At 63.7% G+C, this 25574-nt stretch carries 29 protein-coding genes; 22 read left to right on the top strand and 7 right to left on the bottom strand.

Annotated elements, in window-relative coordinates; translation table 11 throughout:
• Window positions 1-218: 218 nt before the first annotated feature.
• Complete coding sequence (locus tag CO731_RS21040) at window positions 219-1715, top strand: leucyl aminopeptidase (protein ID WP_108608692.1); 1497 nt, start codon at window positions 219-221, stop codon at window positions 1713-1715.
• Between the two features lie 35 nt (window positions 1716-1750).
• Window positions 1751-2200, top strand: coding sequence for a DNA polymerase III subunit chi (locus tag CO731_RS21035; protein ID WP_108608691.1), 450 nt, complete (start codon window positions 1751-1753; stop codon window positions 2198-2200).
• Window positions 2201-2246: 46 nt separating this feature from the next.
• On the opposite strand, the gene CO731_RS21030 is transcribed toward CO731_RS21035, so the two are convergent.
• Entirely contained in the window at window positions 2247-2738 is a 492-nt protein-coding gene (locus CO731_RS21030) for a carboxymuconolactone decarboxylase family protein (protein WP_245439442.1), read from the bottom strand.
• Between the two features lie 84 nt (window positions 2739-2822).
• Here CO731_RS21030 and CO731_RS21025 point away from each other — a divergent pair, with 84 nt between their 5' ends.
• The 6 genes from CO731_RS21025 to CO731_RS21000 all read left to right on the top strand — a co-directional run bounded on the left by CO731_RS21025 (window position 2823) and on the right by CO731_RS21000 (window position 6933).
• Window positions 2823-3509 carry a TetR/AcrR family transcriptional regulator gene (locus CO731_RS21025; RefSeq protein ID WP_108608690.1) on the top strand — a complete coding sequence of 229 codons (687 nt, stop codon included), beginning with the start codon at window positions 2823-2825 and terminating at the stop codon, window positions 3507-3509.
• A 66-nt stretch (window positions 3510-3575) separates the two neighbouring features.
• Complete coding sequence (locus CO731_RS21020; protein ID WP_108608689.1) at window positions 3576-4199, top strand: hypothetical protein; 624 nt, start codon at window positions 3576-3578, stop codon at window positions 4197-4199.
• Entirely contained in the window at window positions 4196-5056 is an 861-nt protein-coding gene (locus CO731_RS21015) for a 23S rRNA (adenine(2030)-N(6))-methyltransferase RlmJ (protein WP_108608688.1), read from the top strand. The genes CO731_RS21020 and CO731_RS21015 overlap by 4 nt, the downstream gene beginning before the upstream one ends.
• 53 nt (window positions 5057-5109) lie before the next feature.
• Window positions 5110-5547: a hypothetical protein gene (locus tag CO731_RS21010; RefSeq protein WP_108608687.1), complete on the top strand. Its 438-nt coding sequence runs from the start codon at window positions 5110-5112 to the stop codon at window positions 5545-5547.
• Window positions 5548-5565: 18 nt separating this feature from the next.
• The gene (locus CO731_RS21005) at window positions 5566-6267 is read left to right on the top strand and encodes a ribonuclease T2 (protein ID WP_108608686.1); all 702 of its coding nucleotides are present in this window, start codon (window positions 5566-5568) and stop codon (window positions 6265-6267) included.
• A 66-nt stretch (window positions 6268-6333) separates the two neighbouring features.
• Window positions 6334-6933: a glutathione S-transferase gene (locus CO731_RS21000; protein ID WP_108608685.1), complete on the top strand. Its 600-nt coding sequence runs from the start codon at window positions 6334-6336 to the stop codon at window positions 6931-6933.
• 66 nt (window positions 6934-6999) lie between these two features.
• On the opposite strand, the gene CO731_RS20995 is transcribed toward CO731_RS21000, so the two are convergent.
• The gene (locus CO731_RS20995) at window positions 7000-7662 is read right to left on the bottom strand and encodes an outer membrane protein (protein ID WP_108608684.1); all 663 of its coding nucleotides are present in this window, start codon (window positions 7660-7662) and stop codon (window positions 7000-7002) included.
• A 420-nt stretch (window positions 7663-8082) separates the two neighbouring features.
• Here CO731_RS20995 and CO731_RS20990 point away from each other — a divergent pair, with 420 nt between their 5' ends.
• The 6 genes from CO731_RS20990 to CO731_RS20965 all read left to right on the top strand — a co-directional run bounded on the left by CO731_RS20990 (window position 8083) and on the right by CO731_RS20965 (window position 13234).
• Window positions 8083-8847, top strand: a complete 765-nt coding sequence (locus CO731_RS20990; protein WP_108608683.1) for an SDR family oxidoreductase — start codon at window positions 8083-8085, stop codon at window positions 8845-8847.
• Window positions 8844-10907: an excinuclease ABC subunit UvrC gene (uvrC, locus tag CO731_RS20985; protein ID WP_108608682.1), complete on the top strand. Its 2064-nt coding sequence runs from the start codon at window positions 8844-8846 to the stop codon at window positions 10905-10907. Before CO731_RS20990 ends, uvrC begins: the two co-directional genes overlap by 4 nt.
• A 106-nt stretch (window positions 10908-11013) precedes the next feature.
• Window positions 11014-11610, top strand: coding sequence for a CDP-diacylglycerol--glycerol-3-phosphate 3-phosphatidyltransferase (gene pgsA, locus CO731_RS20980; protein WP_108608681.1), 597 nt, complete (start codon window positions 11014-11016; stop codon window positions 11608-11610).
• 5 nt (window positions 11611-11615) lie between these two features.
• Entirely contained in the window at window positions 11616-11870 is a 255-nt protein-coding gene (gene moaD / locus CO731_RS20975; protein WP_108609963.1) for a molybdopterin converting factor subunit 1, read from the top strand.
• A 3-nt stretch (window positions 11871-11873) separates the two neighbouring features.
• Complete coding sequence (locus CO731_RS20970; RefSeq protein ID WP_108608680.1) at window positions 11874-12347, top strand: molybdenum cofactor biosynthesis protein MoaE; 474 nt, start codon at window positions 11874-11876, stop codon at window positions 12345-12347.
• Between the two features lie 122 nt (window positions 12348-12469).
• A complete protein-coding gene (locus tag CO731_RS20965) occupies window positions 12470-13234 on the top strand; it encodes a YbaY family lipoprotein (RefSeq protein WP_108608679.1) in 765 nt (254 codons plus the stop codon).
• Window positions 13235-13382: 148 nt separating this feature from the next.
• Here CO731_RS20965 and ndk read toward each other — a convergent pair whose 3' ends face one another.
• Both ndk and CO731_RS20955 read right to left on the bottom strand, forming a co-directional pair.
• Window positions 13383-13805 carry a nucleoside-diphosphate kinase gene (ndk, locus tag CO731_RS20960; RefSeq protein WP_018427138.1) on the bottom strand — a complete coding sequence of 141 codons (423 nt, stop codon included), beginning with the start codon at window positions 13803-13805 and terminating at the stop codon, window positions 13383-13385.
• A gap of 73 nt (window positions 13806-13878) precedes the next feature.
• Complete coding sequence (locus CO731_RS20955; RefSeq protein ID WP_108608678.1) at window positions 13879-14571, bottom strand: glutathione S-transferase family protein; 693 nt, start codon at window positions 14569-14571, stop codon at window positions 13879-13881.
• Window positions 14572-14630: 59 nt separating this feature from the next.
• On the opposite strand from CO731_RS20955, the gene CO731_RS20950 reads away from it, so the two are divergent.
• The 6 genes from CO731_RS20950 (at window position 14631) to CO731_RS20930 (ending at window position 21376) form a co-directional block, all read left to right on the top strand.
• The gene (locus tag CO731_RS20950; RefSeq protein ID WP_108608677.1) at window positions 14631-15143 is read left to right on the top strand and encodes a DinB family protein; all 513 of its coding nucleotides are present in this window, start codon (window positions 14631-14633) and stop codon (window positions 15141-15143) included.
• 71 nt (window positions 15144-15214) lie between these two features.
• On the top strand, window positions 15215-15379 hold the full coding sequence (locus tag CO731_RS28810) for a hypothetical protein (protein ID WP_159091675.1): 165 nt from the start codon (window positions 15215-15217) through the stop codon (window positions 15377-15379).
• Complete coding sequence (locus tag CO731_RS20945) at window positions 15376-16005, top strand: hypothetical protein (protein WP_108608676.1); 630 nt, start codon at window positions 15376-15378, stop codon at window positions 16003-16005. The genes CO731_RS28810 and CO731_RS20945 overlap by 4 nt, the downstream gene beginning before the upstream one ends.
• A 259-nt stretch (window positions 16006-16264) precedes the next feature.
• Window positions 16265-18142, top strand: coding sequence for an ABC-F family ATP-binding cassette domain-containing protein (locus tag CO731_RS20940; RefSeq protein WP_108608675.1), 1878 nt, complete (start codon window positions 16265-16267; stop codon window positions 18140-18142).
• Between the two features lie 206 nt (window positions 18143-18348).
• Window positions 18349-20457 carry a molybdopterin oxidoreductase family protein gene (locus CO731_RS20935; protein WP_108608674.1) on the top strand — a complete coding sequence of 703 codons (2109 nt, stop codon included), beginning with the start codon at window positions 18349-18351 and terminating at the stop codon, window positions 20455-20457.
• 25 nt (window positions 20458-20482) lie between these two features.
• On the top strand, window positions 20483-21376 hold the full coding sequence (locus tag CO731_RS20930; RefSeq protein WP_108608673.1) for a cation diffusion facilitator family transporter: 894 nt from the start codon (window positions 20483-20485) through the stop codon (window positions 21374-21376).
• Between the two features lie 8 nt (window positions 21377-21384).
• Here the strand turns inward: CO731_RS20930 and CO731_RS20925 are convergent, their stop codons facing one another.
• Genes CO731_RS20925 through purM form a run of 3 tightly spaced genes read right to left on the bottom strand, consistent with a single transcriptional unit; the run spans window position 21385 to window position 23695 of the window.
• Window positions 21385-21912 (bottom strand): histidine phosphatase family protein, encoded by a 528-nt coding sequence (locus CO731_RS20925; protein WP_108608672.1) that lies wholly within the window; start codon window positions 21910-21912, stop codon window positions 21385-21387.
• A gap of 14 nt (window positions 21913-21926) precedes the next feature.
• Window positions 21927-22634 carry a phosphoribosylglycinamide formyltransferase gene (gene purN, locus CO731_RS20920; RefSeq protein WP_108608671.1) on the bottom strand — a complete coding sequence of 236 codons (708 nt, stop codon included), beginning with the start codon at window positions 22632-22634 and terminating at the stop codon, window positions 21927-21929.
• Complete coding sequence (purM, locus tag CO731_RS20915; RefSeq protein WP_108608670.1) at window positions 22631-23695, bottom strand: phosphoribosylformylglycinamidine cyclo-ligase; 1065 nt, start codon at window positions 23693-23695, stop codon at window positions 22631-22633. Before purM ends, purN begins: the two co-directional genes overlap by 4 nt.
• A 181-nt stretch (window positions 23696-23876) precedes the next feature.
• Here purM and CO731_RS20910 point away from each other — a divergent pair, with 181 nt between their 5' ends.
• Together CO731_RS20910 and CO731_RS20905 are read left to right on the top strand one after the other, a co-directional pair.
• A complete protein-coding gene (locus CO731_RS20910) occupies window positions 23877-24434 on the top strand; it encodes a CDP-alcohol phosphatidyltransferase family protein (protein ID WP_108609962.1) in 558 nt (185 codons plus the stop codon).
• The gene (locus CO731_RS20905) at window positions 24406-25572 is read left to right on the top strand and encodes an AI-2E family transporter (RefSeq protein ID WP_108608669.1); all 1167 of its coding nucleotides are present in this window, start codon (window positions 24406-24408) and stop codon (window positions 25570-25572) included. The genes CO731_RS20910 and CO731_RS20905 overlap by 29 nt, the downstream gene beginning before the upstream one ends.
• Window positions 25573-25574 lie beyond the last annotated feature (2 nt).

Here is a 25574-nt window from a genome sequence, read left to right as displayed (position 1 = left end):
GGCCCCTTCAAGCCGGCATCGTTCCAACACCCATCTCCTACCGGCCGCGACTCTCGGCCCCAATGGCTAAGAAAGGCCGAACAGAGGTGGTTAACGCAAGGTTTCCCACCTTTTTTCACCTTTAATCATATCGGGCCAAGATGACGGGAGGCTTGCCAAATTTTTGAAAACGACCAAATGTCGCGCACCATCTGAACGGGATCCGAAAGCAGGACATCATGACCTCCAAGCCGTCGATCAGCTTCGCCAAGGCCGGCACGCCGAAAAAGGGCAGCGTTTTTGTCTTCTCCGCCGAAGATGGCGCGCTGAGCGAGATCGCGCGCGGCAACGATCCGGCCAAGACGCTCGACCGTGCCTTTCCGGTCGCCGACTTCAACGGCAAGTTTGGTGGCGTCGTTGAAGTCCTGGCGCCGGAAGGCACTGGCGTTGACCGGCTGGTGGCTGTCGGCGTGGGCAAGACGTCGAGTCTCGACGAGTATGCCTGGCTGAAGCTTGGCGGCACGCTGGCGGCACAATTGCGCAAGGCAACCGAGATCGGTGTGGTCCTGGACATTCCGGGCGCCACAGTCGACGGCGCTGCCGCCGCTGCTGTTGCAGCCGGCATCCTGCTGCGCAGCTACACCTTCGACAAGTACAAGACCAAGAAGGACAATGGTAACGGCAAGGCCGAGGACAAGAAGCCTGCGAAGGTCACCATCCATTGCGCCGATCCGGTAGCGGCAAAGAAGGCCTTCGCCGACATCGAGGCGGTGGTCGGCGGCGTGCTGCTGGCCCGGGATCTGGTCAACGAACCGGCCAACGTGCTTGGTCCGGTCGAGTTCGCCGCCCAGGCCAAGGAACTGGAAAAGCTTGGCGTCAAGGTCGAAATCCTGACCGAAAAAGAGATGAAGAAGCTCGGCATGGGCGCGCTGCTCGGCGTCGCGCAGGGCTCGGTGCGTCCGCCGCGCATGGCTGTGATGCAGTGGAACGGCGGCAAAGCCAAGGACAAGCCGGTGGCCTTCGTCGGCAAGGGCGTGGTCTTCGATTCGGGTGGCGTGTCGATCAAGCCGGCGGCCGGCATGGAGGACATGAAGGGTGACATGGGTGGCGCCGCCGCCGTCACCGGGCTGATGCATGCGCTTGCAGCACGCAAGGCCAAGGTCAACGTCGTCGGCATCATCGGCCTGGTCGAGAACATGGTCGATGGCAACGCCCAGCGTCCTGGCGACATCGTCACCTCGATGTCGGGCCAGACCATCGAGGTGCTCAACACCGACGCCGAAGGGCGCCTCGTGCTCGCCGACGCGCTCTGGTACTGCAACCAGCGCTTCGAGCCGAAGTTCATGGTCAACCTGGCGACGTTGACCGGCGCAATCATGGTGGCGCTCGGGCAGAGCCACGCCGGGCTGTTCTCCAACAATGACGAGCTTGCCGGGCGCCTGACCTCGTCGGGTACCGCGACGCAGGAAAAGCTGTGGCGCATGCCACTCGGCTCCGAATACGACAAGCTGATCGATTCCAAGAACGCCGACATGAAGAACATCGGCGGCCGCTTCGGTGGCTCGATCACCGCGGCGCAGTTTCTCCAGCGTTTCGTCAAGGAGACGCCCTGGGCGCATCTCGACATCGCCGGAACCGCGATGGGCTCGCCGGCCAGCGAGATCAACCAGTCCTGGGGCTCGGGCTATGGCGTGCGGCTGCTCGACAGGCTGGTGCGCGACCACTACGAAGGGTGAGGCTGGATAAATCGGCCCTGGGTGCGAACTGAGCAATGGCCGAAGTCCTTTTCTACCACCTGACCGAATCGACGCTCGAGGATGCCCTTCCGGGCCTGCTCGAGCGCAGCCTGCAACGCGGCTGGAAAGCGGTAGTGCAGACCGGCACCGAGGAGCGGCGCGATGCATTGGATGCCCATCTCTGGAGCTTCCGCGACGATTCGTTCCTGGCCCATGGCAGCGATCGCGAACCGCATGCGGCGGATCAGCCCGTGGTGCTGACGACAGGTGAAGGCAATCCGAATGCGGCCGAGATCCGCTTTCTGGTCGATGGGGCGGCTCCGCCCGATGTCGGACCCTATCAACGTGCCGTTTTCCTGTTCGATGGCCACGACGCAGCGCAGCTCGAAGGCGCACGCGAGCATTGGAAGACGATGAAGGCCGGTGGGCACGCCGTGACCTACTGGCAGCAGACGCCCGACCGCCGCTGGGAACGCAAGGCCTGAGGCAACATGGCGGCCTGCGAACGGACCGCCTTATGGCTGGAGCCAGCTATTTGGCAGCGCTCATTTCGCCGCCGAGTTCCTTCTTGAAGGTCTCGAAATCGACCTGCATGCCGTTGAAGACAGTGCTCCAGTGGCGAGTCAGCGCGGCCATCGCCACGGCTTCCTGGATCTCTTCGTCGGTCGCGCCTGCCTGCCTGGCGCTCTGGGTGTTGGCCCAGATGCAATAGGTGCACGGGATTTGTGCAGCGACTGCCAGCGAGATCAGCGCCTTTGTCTTCGCCGGCAACGCGGTCTTGTCGCTGAACTCGAGCGCCTTGAGTTCCGACCAGGCGCCGGGCAGGCCGGCCTTCGGGAACTGCTTGACGAAGCTCGGCACGCCGCCCATCGATTTCTGGATGTCTTGAAGCGTGGCGTCGTAATCGTCGGCATGGGTGGAAAGCGGCATCAATGCGAATGTGGCTGAACAGGCTGCTGCGCCGGCCAGGACCGTCATCGTGCGGCGGAACGAGGCGAGGGCGGATGCGTCGAAGAACGACATGACTTCCTCCTCTGGATCATTTTTACCTTACGATGTAAGGTATCCTAGTGATGAGCCTTACAGTGTAAGTTGTCAAGCGAAGCGATGGACAAGCCGATCAACAAAAAGCGAGCGCGCGGGAAGCTGTCGCGCGACAGGATCGAGACCTCGGCGTTCGAGGTCATCGAGCGCGAAGGGCTGTCGGGCTTTTCGATGCGCAAGCTGGCGCAGGCACTGGGCTGCGAGGCGATGAGCATCTACCACCACTATCCCTCCCAGGCGCATCTGTTCGAGGCGCTGGTCGATAGGCTCATCGGCGAATTGGAGATACCGCCCCGTGACCTCCCATGGCGGCAACGGGTCAGGAATGTGCTTCATGGCTATCGTGCCATGGCGCGCAAATACCCCGCATTCGCGCCGTTCATCGTGACCTACCGGATGAATTCGCCGAAATGCCTGAAATGGCTGGATGGCGTGATCGGCCTGTTCGAAGACGGCGGCTTCGGCCGGGAGCGCTCGGCGCGCCTGTTCCGCGCTGTCGGCTACTATCTCATGGGCGCCATCCTCGATGAAACGGCAGGCTATGCCAGGGGGCCGTCGTCGGTGACGAAAGTCGACGACGAGCAATTGCGTACCGACTTTCCCAATGTGGCTGCGGCCGGCCCGTATTTCGCCCCGAGCCAGTTCGACAAGACCTTCTCGATGGGCCTCGAAATGATGCTCGACGAAATGGGCCCCGAAGTTGCAGGCAATGGCCATGCCGGACTTTCCGGCGCCGGCCAAAAGCCGTAGTAGGGAGGCTACTTCCATCCGGCCAGCCACCTCGCGTTAGGCAGCAGCCACAGAGTTTCGAGCGCCATGCGGTTCCTGTTTTTTCTTATCCTGCTTGCCGGCACTGGCCTCGGCATCATCTATCCATGGGCGGCAACCAACTTCACCGGCCGCGAGATCGGGACGTATCGCGTCTACGATCGCGGTGGCAGCTTTCGCCCGGTCGAGGTGGCGCTGGCGACCGCCGACGCACCGGTGCGCGTGCTGGTCGACCTGACGACGCTGGCGCCGCCAGTGGTCCAGCCGGCGCGGGCGATCCTGACGATGACGGCCTCGACGCGCGGCGAAACCGTGCTGGCCCAGGCCCTCAACTTCTATGACACGACACCGCGCGAGCGCAGTCCTCAACTGCCCGATCCGGTGTTCCGCGACGATGCCGGCCTGATCCGCGACGTGAAGGCGGGCAGCTACCGTTTCGTCGTCGCGCCGGGCGATAACGACAACGTCCAGATCCAGCGTGTCGACCTCATCCTGCGTTCGGGCGCTGGCGAAGCGGACCAACGCGCCCAACCGATCGGCTTTTCGCTGATGGCGGTCGGTTTCGTCGGCCTGGTGTTGTCGCTGCGCCGGGGCAAGGGCAGCCGACCCGAAAACCCCAATTCGCAACCGCCGCCGACGCGCTGGGGCCGGGGCAGGGACAGCCAGTCGTGAACTATCGCCACGTCTACCATGCCGGGAATTTTGCCGACGTGGTCAAGCACGCCGTGCTCGCCCGGCTGGTCGAATACCTCAAGCGTAAGGACAAGGCCTTTCGCGTCATCGACACCCATGCCGGCATCGGCCTCTACGACCTGTCGTCCGAGGAAGCGCAGAAAACCGGCGAATGGCATGACGGCATCGGCCGCCTGATCGATGCGACCCTGCCTGCCGACGCTGCCGCGCTGCTTGCGCCGTATCTCGCAGCCGTTCGTACGGTGAATCCAGATGGTGGCATCGAAAAATATCCGGGCTCACCCCTGATCGCGCGGCACCTGCTGCGCAAGCAGGACCGCCTTTCGGCCATTGAGTTGCATCCTGAAGATTCACAAATCCTGGCCAATCTGTTCGAGGGCGACTTCCAGACACGGGTGACCGAACTCGACGGTTGGCTGGCGCTGGGCGCACACCTGCCGCCCAAGGAAAAGCGCGGGCTGGTGCTGGTCGACCCGCCCTTCGAGATCGCCGGCGAGTTCGATCGCCTGGTCGAAGGGCTGAAGAAGGCGCACCGGCGTTGGCCGGGCGGCATCTTCGCCCTGTGGTATCCGGTCAAGGACCGGAAGGCCGTGGCAGCATTCCGCGAGGCACTTGCCGGTGCGGGCATCCCCAAGATCATGGACATCGAGTTCTACATCCGCCCGCCTTCATCGGAGCCGCGGCTCGACGGCACCGGCATGGTCGTGGTCAATCCGCCTTTCCAGTTGGAGAGCGAACTTGCAGTGATGCTGCCGGCGCTCGGCAAGGTTCTCGGCGAGGATGCAAGGGCGCGCTGGACAGTCGAGTGGCTGGCAGGCGAAACGCCGGCTTCTTGACCGCAGCGCGGCGAAACCGCAAACTGAATTGCATCAGCCTTGGAGTGGGAACCATGAGTCGCGTCGCCAGTAGCATCATTGCCGCAATGATCGGCCTCGGAGCGGCCGGGTTGGGCGCGGTTTCCGCGCAGGCCGCCGATCTCTCAGTCTCTTCGGACTATCCCGGCATTTGCGGCAACGCCTCGGTGCTCAATCGCATCACCAGCCGGTTCAGCTACCAGGTTCGCCACGTGCCGAACCTGCCCCAGGTTGGGATCACCGATTTCCAGCGCATCCACGAACACCGCTATCTGCCCGCTGACGAGAGCCATCCGATCGGCCGGCGCTATTGCGGTGCGACGGTGACGCTGTCGGACGGCGGCGACCGCGACATCTGGTACCTGATCGAAGAAGGCATGGGCTTTGCCTCCATCGGCGACAATGTCGAGTTCTGCGTCTCGGGCTTCGATCGCTGGTACGTCTACAACGGGCGCTGCCGCGTTCTGCGCTGAGCCTGGCCGGGCTTCACGATGAGACGGTTGGCGTCTGCGCGAGCATCGGCGGTTGCGGTGTTGCTCGCGCTGTCGGCCTGTGCGCCGTCCGACGAGGCATCCAAGGAAACCCAACCGGCGGTGACTGAGGCGGCCGTGCCGCGTGGCCAGGGGTTTGATTTCTATGTGCTGTCGCTGTCGTGGTCGCCGAGCTATTGCGAGGCCGAGGGCGAACAGGCCAATGGTCAGCAATGCCGCGCCGGCCGGCCTTATGCCTTCGTCGTCCACGGCCTTTGGCCGCAATATGAACGCGGCTATCCCGAGAATTGCCAGGCGGGCGCAAGTAATGTCTCGAACGAGGCGCTCCGCGGCCTTTACGATCTGATGCCGTCGGCCGGGCTCATCCGCCATCAATGGCGCAAGCACGGCACATGTTCTGGCCTCAGCCAGGCCGACTACTTCGAGGTCCTGCGCGCCGCGCGGCAAAAGGTCGAAATTCCCCGGGAATTCAAGCGCCTGGACGCCTATCGCACACTGGCGCCGGGCCAGGCGGAGGGCGCGTTCCTTCAGTCGAACCCAGGACTGCAAGCAGACGCCGTGGCGGTGGCCTGCGACCGCCGCTACCTGCGCGAGGTGCGGATTTGCATGACCAAGGATCTCGAATTTCGATCCTGCGCCGAGGTCGACCGGCGTGCCTGCCGCCTCGACAAGGTGGTGATGCCGCCTGTGCGCGGCCGCTGATCGGCGCGCGCCGCGTTGCCGGAAAGAATAGTGCGGAATATGGTCCGCCGCCAAAGGGAGCCCTCGATGCCGAAATTGTTCTACTCGCCCGCTTCGCCCTACAGTGCCAAGGTGCGCATGGCGGCCGCCTATGCCGGCATCCCGGTCGAATCCGTCACCGTCGAGACCGGGCCGCAACCGGCGCTGCTGACGGACGCCAACCCGCTCGGCAAGATCCCGGTGTGGATCACCGACGAAGGCGAAAGCATCTACGACAGTCGGGTGATCACGCAGTATCTGAACAGGCTTTCCCGCAACAAGCTGTTCCCGCGCAATGCTGAAAAGCGGCTCGATGCCGAACGGCTCGAAGCGCTCGCCGACGGTATCTGCGACTGCCTTCTGGCGATCGTCTACGAGCGCCGGTCGCGGCCGGAGGAGATCGTCCACCAGCCGTGGATCGACAAGCAGTGGTCGAAGGTGACGCGCGCACTCGACCTCTTGAACGCCAACCCGCCCAAGCTGCCGAAGGCGATCAGTGCCGGCCAGATCGCGCTCAGAGTCACCATCGGCTACATGGATCTCCGCTTCGCCGGCAAGTGGGAGAAGGGTCGCCCGCGCCTCAAGCGCTGGGCCGTGCGCTTCGACGAGAAGTTTCCGGACCTGAAGGCGGTCGTGCCGCAGGGGTAATTGCCCAAGGGAAACAAAAAAGCCGGGCGCGAAGCCCGGCTTTTCCGTTGGTGCTGATCTTGTGGATCAGAACTTCATGCCGACGCCGAACTGGATGCGGTGATCCTTGCTCGACACTTCGGTCGAACCGCCGCTCAGGGCGAAGTCGTCGCTGCCGTAGTCGGTGTAGCGGTACTCGACGCGGCCGAAGACCGACTCGGTCAGCTTGACGTCGGTGCCGACGCCAGCGGTCCAGCCAAGCGCGGTGTTCGAGTCTTCCGCGATGCCATCGCTGACTTCGATACGCTTGCCGGCGCCGCCGGCCGTACCGTAGAGCAGGATGTCGGGCGAAACGGCATAGCCGAGACGAGCGCGCAGCGAACCTTCGAAGCCCGACTTGACGTTCACGCCGGCGTTGTCGCCTTCGACGCCGCTGTAGCCGATGTCGCCTTCAGCACCGATCACGATGTTGTCCATCTGGTAGTTGTAGCCGACGAAGGCACCGCCGAGGAAACCATCGGTTTCGACGTTGTTGGTGCCGCCGATGTCGGACTCACCGCTGAAGCCGTAGCCGAGGAACACACCAGCGTAGGGGCCCGACCAGGTGTTGAGCGGGGGCTGCTCCATCGGAGCGGCAGGTGCCGGCGGCTCTTCCATGACGACGTCGGCAGCGAAAGCTGGCATCGACGCCAGCGCGACCAGGCCGAACGCGGCCGCGAGCGGACGGGCGTGCTTGAGTATGGCAGTCATTGTTTTACTCCTTAAGCCAACTAGACACTGGCTCTTTTTAGAAATGGCGCCCCTAGCCCGTCCGGGGGGAGAAACGGTCTGGGCGCCGAACAGTTCCGAATGTCGTGTCGAAATGCGGCTGAACCGAACCTGAAGTGAGGTGATTGCCCGGCGCAAATGAGGCTGAAGCATGACGTTGCTCTAATACAACAACCTTGTCAGGAGCTTTGCCTGCCTTTTGCCGCAGGCCGCTTGGTACATGGGATTGGGCGTTCTATATCTCGCTTGGCCGCATGGTTCGCGGAAAGGTCTTGGGGTGGCATTTGAGGCTCTCGCCACATTGCTGCCAAATCGATGAACCGCTTTTTACATAGGTTACCGAGACGTAACCGCGCCTGCCTCCGAGGAAGCCGGCGGATAGCATGAGAGGAAGGATACTGGATGGCGAACATGGCAGGCAACGTGCTGGTGACGGGTGGGGCCAAGCGCATCGGTCGTGCGATCACCGAGGACCTTGCCGCGCACGGCTTCGGGGTCGCCATCCACTGCAACCATGCGCGCAAGGCAGCCGATGATCTTGCCGCCACGATTAATGCCAATGGTGGCCGCGCGGCAGTGGTGCAGGCCGACCTCGCCGACATGGCTGCCGTGGACGGTTTGCTTGCCGCAGCCGGGGCCGCATTGGGGCCGATCGACCTGCTGGTCAACAACGCTTCCGTCTTCGAAGGCGATCAGGTGACGGATTTCGGCTGGGAGACCTGGGACCGCCATTTTGCCCTGCACGTGAAGGCGCCCGCGCTGCTCGCCAAGAATTTTGCAGCAGCCTTGCCCGAGGGGGCGGAGGGGCTGATCGTCAACATCATCGACCAGCGTGTGCTCAAGCCGACGCCGCAGTATTTCTCCTATTCGCTGTCCAAGGCAACACTTTGGGCGGCGACCAGGACCATGGCGCAGGCGCTCGCGCCGCGAATCCGCGTAAACGCCATTGGCCCGGGCCCGACCTTGCCCAGTTCGCGGCAGGACGCCGATGCCTTTGGCGCCCAACTCGACGGCCTGATCCTGAAGCGCGGGCCGAGCCTGCAGGAGTTCGGCGAGACCATCCGTTATCTCTGGCAGGCGCGCTCGGTGACCGGCCAGATGATCGCGCTCGATGGCGGCCAGCATCTTGCCTGGCAGACGCCGGATGTGACAGGCATGGTGGAATGAGCCCTCGCCAGTCCGATAGCAAGCCGAGCCCCGCAGGAGGCGGCAAGGCTACAGACGACATGCCCGACATCGAACTCGACGACGACGAAGCGGTGGAGGAGGCAATTGCTCCGGGCGGGCCCGAACTTCCGTTCACGGCGATCGACTGGACCGCGCATGCCGGCGACGCCGACGGCATGGTCGGCGCCGAGGTGATCCAGACCCTGGTCAAGCGCCTGCCGAATGCCCCGGGCGTCTACCGCATGATGAATGCCGCCGGCGACGTGCTGTACGTTGGCAAGGCGCGCAGCCTGAAGAAGCGCGTCACCAACTACGCGCAGGGGCGGTTCCACACCAACCGCATCGGCAAGATGGTGCGCGAGACGGCGACGATGGAATTCGTCGTCACCCGCACCGAGATCGAGGCGTTGCTGCTTGAGGCAAACCTCATCAAGCGGCTTCGCCCGCGCTTCAACGTGCTTATGCGCGACGACAAGTCGTTCCCCTACATCATGCTGACCAGCGACCATACCTCGCCGGGCATCTACAAGCATCGTGGCGCGCGCTCGCGCAAGGGCGGCGATTATTTCGGCCCGTTTGCTTCGGCGCAGGCGGTCGGTCGCACCATTAATTCGCTGCAGCGGGCCTTCCTTCTGCGCAGTTGCACCGACAGTTTCTATGACAACCGCACGCGACCGTGCCTGCTGTTCCAGATCAAGCGCTGTGCGGCTCCCTGTACGGGCGAGATTTCGCGCGAGGGCTATGCCGAGCTTGTCGACGAGGCCAAGGACTTCCTGTCCGGCCGCAGCCAGAAGGTGAAGACCGAGATCTCCGGCCAGATGCAGCAGGCGGCGGAAGAACTCGATTTCGAGCGTGCCGCGGTCTATCGTGACCGTCTCGCCGCCCTGTCGCATGTGCAGAGCCACCAGGGCATCAATCCGCAGACCATCGACGAGGCCGACGTGTTTGCCATCCATCAGGAGGGCGGCCAGACCGGCATCCAGGTGTTCTTCTTCCGCACCGGCCAGAACTGGGGCAACCGCGCGTACTTCCCCAAGGCCGATCCGTCGCTGGAAGCGGCCGAGGTGCTCGGCTCTTTCCTGGCCCAGTTCTACGACGACAAGCCGTCGCCGCGCGCCATCCTGCTGTCGCATGCGGTCGAGGAACAGGAATTGTTGGCCGAGGCGCTGTCTACCCGCGGCCGGCACAAGGTGGCGATCTCGGTGCCGCAGCGCGGCGAAAAGAAAGACATCGTCGATCACGCCCTGCAGAATGCCCGCGAGGCGCTTGGGCGCCGGCTGGCCGAAACGTCGACGCAGGGGCGATTGCTGGATGGCTTCGCCCAGACCTTCGGGCTGGAAAAGCCGCCGGTGCGCATCGAGGTCTACGACAACTCGCACATCATGGGCACCAATGCGGTCGGCGGCATGATCGTGGCCGGGCCCGAAGGGTTCGTGAAGAACCAGTATCGCAAGTTCAACATCCGCTCGACCGACATCACGCCCGGCGACGATTTCGGCATGATGCGCGAGGTGATGACGCGACGGTTCTCGCGGCTGCTCAAGGAACATGGTGACGAGAACGTCGAATCCGAAGACGGCCTGGAGGGCAACGGCGCCTTTCCGGCCTGGCCGGACGTCATCCTCATCGACGGCGGCCAGGGGCAAATGAGCGCAGTGCGCGCCATGCTTGCCGAACTCGGTGTCGAGGATCGCGTCGTGGCGATTGGCGTCGCCAAGGGGCAGGATCGAGAGGCCGGGCGCGAGCGCTTCTTCGTCAAAGGCAAGGATTCGTTCTCGCTGCCGGTGCGCGACCCGGTGCTCTATTTTGTCCAGCGCATGCGCGACGAGGCGCATCGCTTCGCCATCGGCTCGCACCGGGCGCGGCGCAAGAAGGAGATGGTCAAGAACCCGCTCGACGAGATCGGCGGAATCGGCCCCTCGCGCAAACGCGCGTTGTTGCATGCCTTCGGCACGGCCAAGGCGGTAAGCCGGGCAGCGGTTGACGACTTGATGGCGGTGGAAGGTATTTCGGAGTCGATTGCACGCCTTGTTTACAACCATTTTCACGATAATGGGTGATGAACGATGGATTGCCGTCCAGTGACCGCCTGGACTATCGATAGGCAGTTGACCCCCAGCCCGCCCTTCTGATTTCACTAAGGCAGACGAAAGAGCATAAGAGACCATGGCCCAGCGCGCATTCAACCTGCCCAACATGCTTACCTATGCGCGCATCCTGGCCGTGCCGCTGGTGGTATTGTGCTTCTTCCTGGAAGGGCGCTTGCAGTCGTCCGACTTCGCCCGCTGGAGTGCGCTTGCCATCTTCGTCGTTGCAAGTATCACCGACTATCTCGATGGCTACCTGGCCCGCGCCTGGAAGCAGACCTCGAACATCGGCAGGATGCTGGACCCGATCGCCGACAAGCTCCTGGTCGCCACCTGCCTGCTGCTGCTGGCCGCCGATACCGACAATCGCGGCGGCATCGCCGGCTGGTCGCTGTGGGCGGCGATCATCATCCTGTGCCGCGAGATCCTGGTCTCGGGCCTGCGCGAATATCTCGCCGCCCTCAAGGTCAGCGTGCCCGTCACCCAGCTTGCCAAGTGGAAGACGGCCATCCAGATGGTGGCGATCGCCTTCCTCCTCGCCGGCCCGGCTGGCGACAAGATCTTCCCGCTGACCACCCAGATTGGCCTGGTCCTGCTGTGGATCGCGGCATTGGTGACGCTATATACCGGCTACGACTATTTCCGTGCCGGCCTGAAGCACATCATGGACGAGTGAAGGCCATGACAAAGCTCATCTATTTCGCCTGGGTGCGCGAGCGCATAGGCAAGGCCGAAGAAGACATCGATTTGCCCGCCGAGGTGAAGACGGTGCGGGATCTTCTGCTGTGGCTGAAGTCGCGCGGCGAGGAATTCGAAAGCGCCTTGCAGCATCCCGAGGTGATCCGCGTCGCGATCAACCAGGAGCATGTCGACCACCGCGAGGCTGTCGCCGGTGCGCGCGAGATTGCGCTGTTCCCGCCGATGACGGGCGGCTAGGCCATGAGCGCCGCTGTCGTGCCGATGGTGCGCATCCAGGCAGCCGATTTCGACGTCGCCGCCGAGATCGCCAGGCTGACGCAGGGCAGGGCCGACGTCGGCGCAGTCGTCACGTTCACGGGCCTTTGCCGCGACGAGGCAGGGACGCTTTCAGCGCTCGAACTGGAACACTACCCCGGCATGGCCGAGGCCGAGATCGCGCGGATTGCAAGCGAGGCGATCGAGCGCTGGCCATTGGCCGGCATCACCGCCATCCATCGCTTTGGCCGAATCCGACCCGGCGAGAACATCGTGCTGGTGGTTGCCGCATCAACGCATCGGCAGGCTGCCTTCGAGGCGGCGAGCTTCCTGATGGACTACCTCAAGTCGCGTGCGCCCTTCTGGAAGAAGGAACATCGCCTCGATGGCAGCGAGGGCGGCTGGGTGGACGCCAAGGAAAGCGATGAGATCGCGGCAGCCCGCTGGGCCGGGCGCTGACGGATGGCTGCGGCGATAGGCGCTCGCGGCCTTGGAACCACCGCAATCCTTTGTAGCTTCAATCGCGAAACGGCGCGCCCCGGCGCGGCACGTCTCGGCAACAACGCAGTGGGGAGAAAGCCATGATCGGCAAACTCGCGGAATTCCTTGTCTTCGGCTTCGCGCCGCTGGTGATCGGCATGCTTGCGGTTCCGGCCATGGCTACGGCCGACGAGAGTTCGGTCACGGGGGAGGTGTTCTATCGCGAGCGCATCGCCCTGCCGCCGAACGCGGTGCTTGAGGTGCAGCTTGCCGACGTCTCCCTTGCCGATGCCCCAGCCAAAATACTCGGCGAGCAGAAGATCGATCCGGCAGGTCAGGTGCCGATCAAGTTTACGATTCCCTTCGATCCAACGGCTATCAAGACCAACATGACCTATGCCTTGCAGGCACGCATCAGCGTCGATGGCCAGCTGTGGTTCATCAATGACGAGCGCCACGCGCTCGATCCGCTGACTGCCGGCCCGCAGACGATGATGGTCAAGATGGTCCGCCAGTCGAGCGCTACCGAGGAAGAAAGCATCTTCGATCGCGATTGGGTGGCGCAAGACATCGGCGGCGCCGCGGTCAGCGAGAAGGCCAAGTCGACGCTGCGCATCGGCAAGGACGGCAAGGTTTCGGGTCGCGGCGGCTGCAACGGCTATTTCGGCAGCGCCAAGATCGACGGCAGCAAGATCGAGTTCGGACAGGTGGGCTCGACGCAGATGGCGTGCGAGCAGGCGGCCATGGACCAGGAGCACAAGTTCCACGAGGCGCTTGGCCGTGCCGCTGCCTTCCGCATCGAGGCAGGCAAGTTGGTCCTGGCCGACAAGGACGGCAAGGACATCGTCCGCTTCGTCGCCGGCTGATTGAATCAGTTTCTCGGCGTTTCATGCCAAGCTGTTGAAATAGCTGGTCTTGCGGTATGGGGTATATTTTTCAAGACAAAGAAAAAGCCGGGGCGCAAACCCCGGCTTTTTTTGATTCTTTGTCAGTGGCTTGAGAGCCGCGGCTTAATCAGCCGACGACCTCGGTGCCCGAGAACCAGTAGGCGATCTCTTCGGCAGCGGTCTCCGGAGCGTCGGAGCCGTGCACCGAGTTCTCGCCGATCGACAGGGCGTGGACCTTGCGGATGGTGCCTTCGGCAGCGTTGGCCGGATTGGTGGCGCCCATCACTTCGCGGTTCTTGGCAATCGCATTCTCGCCTTCGAGAACCTGGACGATCGTCGGGGCCGATGACATGAACTCGACCAGTTCGCCGAAGAAGGGGCGTTCCTTGTGGACGGCGTAGAAGCCCTCGGCCTCGCGGCGGCTCATCCACACGCGCTTGGAAGCGACGACGCGCAGGCCGGCATCCTCGAGCATCTTGGTGATGGCGCCGGTCAGGTTGCGCCTGGTTGCGTCCGGCTTGATCATCGAAAATGTGCGTTCGATCGCCATGGTAGGTCCTTGTGATATGGGGATTTGCAGTGTGGCGGGCTCTATACAGGCCGCCCGCCGCATTGCCAAGGGGTCAGGCTGCCGCTGGCACCCGGTGTCCGAGACCCGCATGGAGATGGAGGCAGCGGCCGAACCACTCGGCGATGGGGTCATCCGCATCGATTGATTGGAATGTCGTGGCGATGCGCACCCACTGGAATGCCCCGAAGACGATGTAGTCGGCAAACAGCGGGCCGCCGCCACCGATCCACGGCTGATAGGTCAGCATGCTGCGCAGCGGCTCGAGCGACGCGCGGAAGGCGGAGAGTCCGGCGTCGCGTCCTGCCGTTACCTCCTCCAGCGGCTTGCCGTAGCGCGCCTCGCGACTGTTGCGGAAATAGCCTGCATTGGCCTCGTCCTGCATGCCGTGCAGGGCGCCGAGGGCGGTCACGCCGAGATAGGGGTGGATGGTCAACTGCGACCAGCGCTCGATGAAGCGCGCATGCGCCTGGCCGCCCTTGCCGCCAAACAGCGTCGGCCGGTCGGGATAGGCTTCTTCGAGATGGAGTGCGATGGCGAAGGAATCGGACACGACCTTGTCGCCGTCGCGGATGACCGGGATGGTCGACGACGCGCCGCCTTCTATTTCGGATACTTCGAGGAAACGCGTCGGCACTGCGCGATAGTCGAGCCCCTTGTGGGCCAATGCCATCGCCACTTTCCAGCAGTGCGGGCTGAAGGGGCGGGCGGCGTCGCTGCCGACAAGATCATAGAGCAAAATGGTCATTGGGTTCCCGGTGGGCTGTAGTAAGGAGGGATTGAATGCGAAGCGCCGAAGGATATCAGATGAAGCAGTATTTCATGATGTTGGCCGCCTACAATCAATGGGCCAACGAGCGCATTTACGAGGCCGCGGCCGCCCTCGACGAAGAACAGTTCGCCCGCGACACCGGCGCTTTCTTCAAGTCGATGAGAGGCACGCTGAACCACCTCCTGGTCGCTGACCGCATCTGGATGAAGCGCTTCACCGGCGAAGGCGATGCGCCCGCGGCGCTGGATACGATCGTCCATGCCGACTTCGACAGGCTGCGGGTGGCACGCAAGGCCGAGGACCAACGCATCGTGGAATGGATCGGCTCGCTCAGCGATGCGGCATTTGCCGGCCGCTTCACCTACATGACCGTCACCGACATGCGCACCATTTCGCAGCGGCTGGCGCCAGCGCTGGTTCACCTCTTCAATCACCAGACCCACCATCGCGGACAGGCCCATATGATCCTGACAGTTCTCGGTCGGGAGTCGGTCGGCCTCGACCTCATTCAATTCCAGAGAACGGAAGATGGCAGGGCATTTGCTTGAAATAGAGCTAAATTTTATATTTTAAATATGAAATATAAAAATCATTGGAGCATTTACTTTCGCAAGTAGAGATGGCCGAAGGCGTAGAGAAAATCTACGGAAAATCAGAAATTGATGAAACTTATTCCTGGGTTGTGGCGTTAGTCGAAGTGCAGCCGGTTTCAGGTGGCTGGTTGTTGTGTTTGGCAACTACAGGGAGAAGGACATGGCCTATTGTTGTTCAAGGACTCTGGTGAAAGCTCTGGCAGGGGGCGTCGTCCTTGCCGCGTTGAGCCTGCCTGCGACGGCACTCGAGATCGGCAGCCGCAGCGGCGGTTTGGGCGTCTCGGTCGATTCTAAGGGCATTGGCGCGACGGTGGGCGGATCGGGCGGCGTCAACGCAGACGTTGGCCTGGGCAGCGGCGGCAGCAAGGGGCTTGCCGGCGCAGATGTCAGCGCCTCGGTCGGCGGCTCGAGGGGCATCAATGCCAATGTCGGCGCGAACGTGGGCGGCAACAAAGGCCTGGTCGATGCCAAGGCCAATGCCACGGTTGGCGGCTCGAGCGGGCTCAATGCCAATCTCGGCGCCAATGTCGGTGGCAGCGGCAGCCTGGCCAAGGTCAGCACCAATGTCGGACTGGGCGGTAGTACGCTGCTCGATCTCGGTGTCAATGTCGGCGGTCCCGGCATCACCGGCCCGGGAGGACCCGGCGGACCTGGTGGCCCGGGCGTTCCTGGTGTGAACCCCGGTGTGGTCAACGGCATGTCGGCAGGGCAGATCGCGGCCTATGTCAAGCGCTGCAAGATGGTGCTGTCGAACCCGATGGCCTTCGAAAGCGACCTGCGCGAGTTGTGCAAGTTGCTGCGCACCGCCAGCCGCTGAGGCACCCAACCAGATTCTTCGGACGGCCCGCTATCTGCGGGCCGTTTCGTTTTCCGAAGGTGCGCATGTTCATGCTCTTCGCCATCCTGTCGGCAGGCAGTGCTGTGGTGTTTGCGCCTCGCAGGCGACGCGCTCCTCCGTGCTGCAAGGCCGGCTTTCGCCTAAAAGCAGCCCGCCTGTCGAGTTTCGACCATGCGTTGCGTCTAACGTGCGCTGCCCACCCTTGCCATTGCAGCAACTCTCCGCCAAAACCGCCGCCATGCTTATCATCAATGATCTTTCCCTCCGTATCGCCGGACGCCTTCTTCTCGACCATGCGTCGCTGACCCTGCCTGCCGGCACCAAGGCCGGCCTCGTCGGCCGCAACGGCACCGGCAAGACGACGCTGTTCAAGGCGATCACAGGCGATTTCAGTTCCGAAAGCGGCAGCATCAGCCTGCCCAAGAACACGCGCATCGGCCAGGTGGCGCAGGAAGCGCCCGGCACCGAGGAGCCGCTGATCGACATCGTGCTCAAGGCCGATGTCGAGCGCGCGGCACTTCTCGCCGAGGAGCAGACGGCCACCGACCCGCATCGCATCGCCGAGATCCACATTCGCCTGGCGGACATCGAGGCGCATTCGGCCGAGTCGCGCGCAGCGACCATTCTCGCCGGTCTCGGCTTCGACGATGAGGCGCAACGCCGCCCGGCGTCGTCGTTCTCCGGCGGCTGGCGCATGCGCGTGGCGCTCGCGGCAGTTCTGTTTTCGGAACCCGATCTTCTGCTGCTCGACGAGCCGACCAACTATCTCGATCTCGAAGGCACGCTGTGGCTGGAGAACTACGTCTCCAAATATCCCCACACCGTGCTTCTGATCAGCCACGACCGCGACCTACTCAACCGCGCGGTCAATTCGATCGTCCATCTCGACCAGAAGAAGATGACCTTCTGGCGCGGCGGCTATGATCAGTTCGAGCGTCAGTTCGCCGAGCAGCGCGAGCTGCAGGAGAAGGGCCGCGTCAAGCAGGAGGCGGCGCGCAAGCATCTGCAGTCCTTCGTCGACCGCTTCCGTGCCAAGGCTTCCAAGGCGCGGCAGGCGCAGTCGCGCATCAAGGCGCTGGAGAAGATGAAACCGATCGCGGCGCTGATGGAGGACAATGTGCGTCCGTTCAGCTTCCCCGAACCGGTGAAGACGGTCGCCTCGCCGATCGTAGCACTTGATCGCGTCAATGTCGGCTATCAGGCCGACAAGCCGATCCTCAAGAAGATGACTTTGCGTATCGACGCCGACGATCGCATCGCGCTTCTCGGCGCCAACGGCAACGGCAAGTCGACTTTCGCCAAACTCCTGGCCGGCCGGTTGAAGGCCGAGACCGGTTCGGTGACGATTGCGCCAGGCCTCAAGGTCGCGATCTTTGCCCAGCACCAGCTCGACGATCTGAGGCCTGAGGAAAACGCCTACGAACACGTGCGCCGGCTGATGCCGGAGGCACCGGAATCGAAGGTGCGCGCCCGCGTCGCCCAGTTCGGCCTTCCCACCGAGAAGATGAACACCGCCGCCAAGGACCTCTCCGGCGGCGAAAAGGCACGGCTGTTGATGGGGCTGTCCGCCTTTGACGGGCCGAACCTGTTCATCCTCGACGAGCCGACCAACCACCTGGATATCGACAGTCGTGAGGCGTTGATCATGGCGCTCAACGACTTTCCGGGCGCGGTGATCCTGATCAGCCACGATCGCCACCTGCTCGAGGCGACGGCCGACCGGCTGTGGCTGGTCAAGGATGGCTCGGTCAACCCGTATGACGGCGATCTCGAGGACTACAAGACGCTGGTGACGGGCGTGTCGGGCGACCGGCGCGAAAAGCGCGAGGCCGACAAGGCATCCAAGGCGGACAAGCGCCGCGAGGCTGCCGCGCGCCGGGCAGCGATGGAGCCGCTGGCCAAGGAAATCCGCGCCACCGAGGCGCTGATGGACCGCATCCGCAAGCGCATCGACAGCATCGAGGATCAACTGGCCGACCCGAAGCTCTATGAGAAAGATCCGACGACGGCGACGCAACTTGCCAAGGAGCGCTCGCAGCTAGGCGCCCAGCTCAATGGCCATGAGGAAAAATGGCTGACCATGTCGGCCGAATATGAGGAAGGCATCGCCGAGTAGGGCTGTTTACCCTCCCCTTTGTGGGGAGGGTCGGACCAAAGGTCCGGGGTGAGGGTGCTACGTCCACTATCACCCCCTACCTTCGGCTTTCTTGGTTGCTTCGCAATCCTCGCTCCCCGACCATACTCGCAACGGGGAGGGGGAGGGCAAGTCAGTGCTCCATGCTGGCCCTACACTCGGCGCCGACATCAGGGTAAAAGGGCGCCATGAACCAGCACGCCAAGATCAGGATCGGCCATTCGGCCTGCCCGCATGACTGCCCGTCGACCTGTGCGCTCGATGTCGAATTGCTCGACGACAAGCGCATCGGTCGCGTCCACGGCGCCAAGGACAACAGCTATACGGCGGGCGTCATCTGCGCCAAGGTTGCGCGCTATGCCGACCGCGTCCACCATCCCGACCGCTTGCTGAAGCCGCTGATCCGCGCCGGCGCCAAGGGCGACGGTAACTGGAAGGAAGCGAGCTGGGAGGCCGCGCTCGACCTCGTGGCGGAAAAATTCATCGCGGCGGAGGAAAAATACGGCTCAGAGACGGTCTGGCCCTATTTTTATGCCGGCACGATGGGGCTGGTGCAGCGCGACGGCATCGAGCGGCTGCGCCATGCCAAGAAATATTCGGGTTTTTTCGGCTCGATCTGCACCAACCTGGCCTGGACCGGCTATGTGATGGGCACCGGTGCGCTGCGCGGTTCCGACCCGCGCGAGATGGCCAAGTCCGATTGCGTCGTCATCTGGGGCACCAACGCGGTCGTCACCCAGGTCAATGTGATGACCCACGCGATCAAGGCCCGCAAGGAACGCGGCGCCAAGATCGTCGTCATCGACATCTACGAGACGGCGACGCTCAAGCAGGCCGACATGGGCCTGGTGCTGAAGCCCGGCACCGACGCAGCGCTGGCCTGCGCCGTCATGCATGTGCTTTTCCGGGAAGGTTTCGCCGACCGCGCCTATCTCGAGACGTACACCGACGATCCGAAGGGCCTGGAAGCGCATCTGCGCGACAGGACGCCGGAATGGGCGGCTGAAATCACCGGCCTGTCGGTCGACGAGATCGAGGCCTTCGCCCGCCTGGTCGGCACGACCAGGAAGACCTTCTTTCGCCTCGGTTATGGCTTCTCGCGCCAGCGCAACGGTTCGGTCAACATGCACGCTGCGCTGTCGATCCCGGCGGTGACGGGTGCCTGGCAGTATGAAGGCGGCGGCGCCTTTCATTCCAATTCGGGCATCTTCAAGCTCAATGGTGAGCTGTTGGAGGGCACGAAGTTTCGCGATCCCGACATCCGCTACCTCGACCATTCGCGCATCGGCCCGGTTCTGACCAACGCCGAGGACGCGCTTTACGGCGGCCCGCCGGTGACGGCGCTGCTGGTCCAGAACACAAATCCGATGAACGTCGCGCCCGAGCAGCGGCTGGTGCGCCAGGGTTTCCTGCGCGACGATCTGTTTTCCTGCGTGCACGAGCAGTTCATGACCGACACGGCGAAGGTCGCCGACGTCGTGCTGCCGGCGACGATGTTCCTCGAGCATGACGACATCTACAAGGGCGGTGGCAACCAGCACATCACGCTCGGGCCGAAGCTGATCGACCCGCCGGAAGGTCCGCGCACCAACCACTATGTCGTCGAGGAGCTTGGCAAGCGCCTGGGCGTGGCGCACCTGCCGGGCTTCGGCATGACCGAGCGCGAACACATCGACGTCATGCTGGCGAAGAAGGGACTCGGCGATTTCGACACGTTCAAGGAACAAAAATGGGTCGACCTGCAGCCGGAATTCGAGGATGCGCATTTCCTCAAGGGGTTCGGCCATCCCGACGGCAAGTTCCGCTTCAAGCCGCATTGGAACGGTGGGACCGCTCCCAACAAGCCGCCGAAGAGCATGGGCATCTTCGGCCCGGTCGCGCAGTTGCCGGAATTCCCCGATCATGTCGACCTGATCGAGGTGGCGGACGCCGAGCACCCGTTCCGGCTGGCGACGTCGCCGGCGCGCAATTTCCTCAACTCGACCTTCGCCGAGACGCCGGTGTCGCGCGAGAAGGAGGGACGGCCGGAGTTGCTGATCCATTCGGAAGACGCAGCGGCGCTCGGCCTAGCCAATGGCGATCGGGTCGAGATCGGCAACACACGCGGCGAAGTCGTGCTGCACGCCAGGCTGTTCGACAAGATCAGGCGCGGCGTCGTCATCGCCGAGGGCATCTGGCCGAATTCGGATCATGAACGCGGCGAGGGCATCAATGTGCTGACCGGTGCCGACGCGCCGGCGCCCTATGGTGGTGCTGCGGTTCACGACAACAAGGTCTGGGTCCGGCCGGCCGGCTGATCCTCAATACGGTCGGAGACTTGTCATGAGCGGCGATCACGATCACGGCGACATGCAGAACACGCCGGAGTCCCGGCTCTGGCTGGCGCTCGGCCTGACCGGCAGCTTCATGATCGCCGAGGTCATCGGTGGCGTCGTCACCGGCAGCCTGGCGCTGATCTCCGATGCGATGCACATGGCGACCGACGCCATGGCACTCGCCATCGCGCTGATCGCCATCAAGGTCGGCCGGCGCGCCGCCGACCTCCTGCGCACCTACGGCTATGCCCGATTCGAGATCCTGGCGGCGGCATTCAACGCACTGGTCCTGCTCGGCATCGCCTTCTACATCCTCTACGAAGCCTATGAGCGGCTGTACCAGTCGACGGAGATAGCCTCGCTCGGCATGCTCGTCGTCGCGGTCATCGGACTTGCCGTCAATTTCACGTCCATGCGCCTGCTGACCGGTCACAAGGACAAGAGCCTCAACGTCAAGGGCGCCTATCTCGAAGTCTGGGCCGACATGCTGGGTTCGCTCGGCGTGATCGCCGGCGCGCTCGTCATCTGGTTCACCGGCTGGCAGTGGGTGGATTCGCTGATCGCCGTCGGCATCGGCTTCATGGTGTTCCCGCGCACCTGGGTGCTGCTCAAGGCATGCGTCAACATCCTGCTCGAAGGCGTGCCGCCCGGCATGAACCTGGCCGAGGTCGAGCAGGCCATTGCCACTGTTCCGGGCGTCGCTTCGGTCCACGACCTGCACCTGTGGGCGATCACCCAGAGCAAGGCGTCGCTGACGGCGCATGCGGTGCTGGACGTCGACGCCGACGCCGAGATGGTGCGGCGGGCGATCGAAGCCCGGCTGCAGGAGAAGTTCGACCTGCATCACACCACGCTGCAGATGGAGCGCGAAAACTGTGCGCCGCTGGAGCGCATCCACTGACGGTTGCGTTAGTTCAGATCCTTGGGACGCAGGCAATGGGTGAGACGGGCGCTGCCGAAGTGCAGTTCATTCCATGCGCCTTCGAATTGCAGCCTGGCCAGCGCGCCAGTCGAAAACTTGTCGGCAAGGAGCTTCAATGCGTTGTCGTCCGAACCCGAACCGGCGAGTTGAAGCGCGAAGTCCTCGAGACCCGGATTGTGGGCAACCACAAGCAGCGTCATGACCGCATCGGATGCCGATTGCACCTCGGCCAGCAACTCCCGCGCAGTGGCTAGGTAGAGGTCGTCGGGGAAGGCAACCGGAGGCTGAGGAACCGGCCAGCGGGCCGAGGCCAACTGCCATGTCTCGCGCGTGCGCACGGAGGGCGAGACCAGCGCGAGGTCGGGCAACCAGCCGCGCTTGAGGATTTCCTCGGCCATCCTGGGTGCGGCCTTGCGCCCGCGCGGTGCGAGCGGACGGTCGAAATCCGCGAGCGCGGTATCGTCCCAGCTCGACTTGGCGTGGCGCAGAAGCAGAAGTTGCCTGATCTTCGCCATGCCGTTCTTCCCGTTCAGGGCGTGATGCGCGCCAACTGTTCGAGGTCGACCTCTTCGCGCGCCGGGCTGGGAGCAGCGACGGTGTCGTGGCTGGTGGTCTCGGCGAAGCCCGAAAAGGCGGTGCGATTGCCGTCCATCCGTACCTTGCCTTCGGCGAACAGCCTGAGCGCAAGCGGATACAGCCTGTGCTCGGCCTTGAGCACGCGGGCCGAAAGCGTCGGCTCGTCGTCGTCGATCAGCACGGGCACGGCCGCCTGGGCGATGATCGGACCGTCGTCCATTGCGGGCGTCACGAAATGAACCGTGCAACCATGGACACGGATACCGGCATCGAGCGCGCGGCCGTGTGTGTCGAGACCCTTGAACGACGGTAGCAATGCTGGATGGATGTTGATCATCCGACCCTGCCACTTCTCGACGAACTCGGTGGTCAAAAGCCGCATGTAGCCCGCAAGGGCGACGATCTCGGCGCCGAAAGTGGCCAACGCGGCATCGATGGCCACGTCATGCGCGTCCTTGCTGGCATGGTCGGCGCGGGCGATGACCTTGGTGGCGACGCCACGGCTGGCCGCAATGCCCAGGCCGAGCGCGTTGGGCTGGTCGGAAATGACGCCGACGATCTCGGCCGGGAAGGCCGGGTCGGCCGCCGCGTCGATCAACGCGGCCATGTTGGAGCCGCGGCCGGAGATCAGGATGACGGTACGTTTGCGCGGCGCATTCATAGGGCGAGCGATCCGCGGTAGATCACGCCGGTGTCACGGCGGGGCACGATGCGGCCGATCGGCGTGACCGTTTCGCCTGCCTCCTGCAGCACTGCCGCGACCTGTGCGGCCTGGCCGGCGGCCACGACCGCGATCATGCCGACGCCGCAATTGAACGTGCGCATCATTTCTTCGGGCGCTACGCCACCGGTCTCGGCCAGCCACGAGAACACGCGCGGCACTTCGATCGCAGAAAGGTCGAGCTCGGCCGAGAACTCCTTGGGCAGGACCCTGGGAATGTTTTCGGGGAAGCCGCCGCCGGTGATGTGGGCCAGCGCCTTGATGCCGTGGGTCTCGCGGATCGCCTTGAGCAACGACTTGACGTAGATGCGGGTCGGCTCGAGCAGGGCCTCTGCCAGCGTCGGTCCGTCGGCGAAGGGCGCGCGGTCGGCCCATTTGACGCCGGATTTCTCGACGATGCGGCGAACCAGCGAATAGCCATTGGAGTGCACGCCCGAAGAGGCGAGGCCGAGCAGCACGTCGCCCTCGACGACATCGTCGGTCGGCAACAGCTGGCCGCGCTCGGCGGCACCAACGGCGAAGCCGGCGAGGTCGTAATCGTTGCCGTGATACATGCCCGGCATTTCGGCGGTCTCGCCGCCGATCAGCGCACAGCCGGCCTGGCGGCAGCCCTCGGCGATACCCGAGACGATGTCGGCGCCCTGGTTGGGGTCGAGCTTGCCGGTGGCGAAGTAGTCGAGAAACAGCAGCGGCTCGGCACCCTGGACGACGATGTCGTTGACGCACATGGCGACGAGGTCGACGCCGATGGTGTCGTGCTTGCCGGCATCGATGGCGATCTTGAGCTTGGTGCCGACGCCGTCATTGGCCGCGACCAGGATCGGATCGCTGAAACCCGCCGCCTTGAGGTCGAACAGGCCACCGAAGCCGCCGATCTCGCCATCCGCACCCGGCCGGCGCGTCGAGCGCACCAGCGGTTTGATCTTCTCGACCATCAGGTTCCCGGCGTCGATGTCGACGCCCGCCTGCGCGTAGGTGAGACCCTTGCTGCCTTCGCTCATCGTCAAAATCCTGATGTCCTACGCCTTTTGCGCGCTATTCGCATGAACGGCCCGTTCCCGCAAGCGACACTGGCCCGGTGCGACCGGATGCGCCTGTCAAAGCCGTGGACAGGGCCTGTCCCTTGCGGTCAGGTGAACTGTCGCCCATGTATCGGAAAAAGACAAAGGGTGGATGCCGGTCGTGACGATTCCCAACATGATCACCATCATGAGGCTCATCCTCGTGCCTTGCGTGATCTATGCCATGCTCTCGGCGCGCTGGGACTGGGCCTTTGCCGGATTTGTCATTGCAGGTGTTTCCGACGGCGTCGACGGCTTCATTGCCCGCCATTTCAACCAGCGTTCCGAACTTGGCGCCTATCTCGATCCTATGGCCGACAAGCTGCTGCTGGTCAGCGTCTTCGTGGTCCTCGGTATCATGGGTCACCTGCCTCTGTGGCTGGTCATGCTGGCCGTTTCCCGCGACGCGCTGATTGTCGGCGCGGTGCTGTTGTCGACCATCATGGGGCACCCGGTGAAAGTGCGCCCGCTCATGGTGTCCAAGGTCAACACCGCGATGCAGATCGTCCTGGCGGCGATTGTCCTTGCCGAACTTGCCTTTACACTCGAGCTTGGCCCGGTTCGGCCGGCGTTGATAATACTGTCCGGCCTCTTGACCGTGGCTTCCGCGGCAGCCTATCTCGTGGCCTGGCTGAGGCACATGAGCGGTTATGGCGAAGGCGAAACTCCCAACCGATAACGAGGCGGCCGAAGAAGCCGCCGCTGCGGCGTTCCGCAAACAGATCCGTTTCTGGCTGATCACCGCCGTCCTGTTCGTCGGTTTCCTCTATTTGTTCAGCAACATCTTGCTGCCCTTCGTGGCCGGCATGGCGCTTGCCTATTTCCTCGATCCGGTCGCCGACCGGCTGCAGCGGCTTGGCCTGTCGCGGATCATGGCGACGGTGGTGATCCTCATCTGTTTCATCGTCTTGCTGACGCTGGCGCTGGTGGTACTGATCCCGGTGCTGGCCTCGCAGATGGCGGATTTCGCCGCCAAGGTGCCGGGATACGTCGAGAAGCTTCAGCAACTGGTCACCAATTTCGACCCGCAATGGCTGGAACAGCGCTTTGGCGTCGATGCGGCCGGCCTGCGCGAGGGCCTCAACTCTCTGCTGAGCACTGGCTTCGGCTTCCTTTCGACCGTTTTCCAGTCGATCTGGAGCTCGGGCGTGGCGCTGTTTTCCATCGCCAGCCTGTTCGTCATCACGCCTGTCGTGGCCTTCTACATGCTGCTCGACTGGGACCGCATGGTTGCCGTCGTCGACAGCTGGGTGCCGCGCGACCACGTCGAGACGGTGCGCCGACTCGCCACCGACATCAACGCGGCGACCGCGGGCTTCGTCCGCGGGCAGGGCACGCTCTGCCTGGTGCTCGGCGTGATGTACGCCATCGGCCTGACGCTGACCGGGCTGAATTTCGGCGTTCTCATTGGCCTGTTCGCGGGGCTGATCAGCTTCATTCCTTATGTCGGCTCGATGGTCGGGCTGGTACTGTCGGTCGGCGTCGCTTTCGTGCAGTTCTGGCCGGACTGGACAATGGTGGTGGCCGTGGCTGCGGTCTTCTTCGTCGGCCAGTTCATCGAGGGTAACATCCTGCAGCCGCGGCTGGTCGGCAAGAGCGTCGGCCTGCATCCGGTCTGGCTGATGTTCGCGCTGTTTGCGTTCGGCGCGCTGTTCGGCTTTGTCGGCTTGCTAGTTGCGGTGCCCGCCGCGGCGGCCGTCGCCGTTCTGGTCCGCTTTGCCATATCGCGTTATCTCGAGTCGCCGCTCTATCACGGCCATGCGGTGCAGCCGCCGGTCGAGGCCCGCAAGGCGAGCGGGACCAGCCCGGATAAATGAAC

Source organism: Aminobacter sp. MSH1 (assembly GCF_003071665.1).
Taxonomy (GTDB): domain Bacteria; phylum Pseudomonadota; class Alphaproteobacteria; order Rhizobiales; family Rhizobiaceae; genus Aminobacter; species Aminobacter niigataensis.
This window is presented reverse-complemented; position numbering and strand designations above follow the sequence as displayed.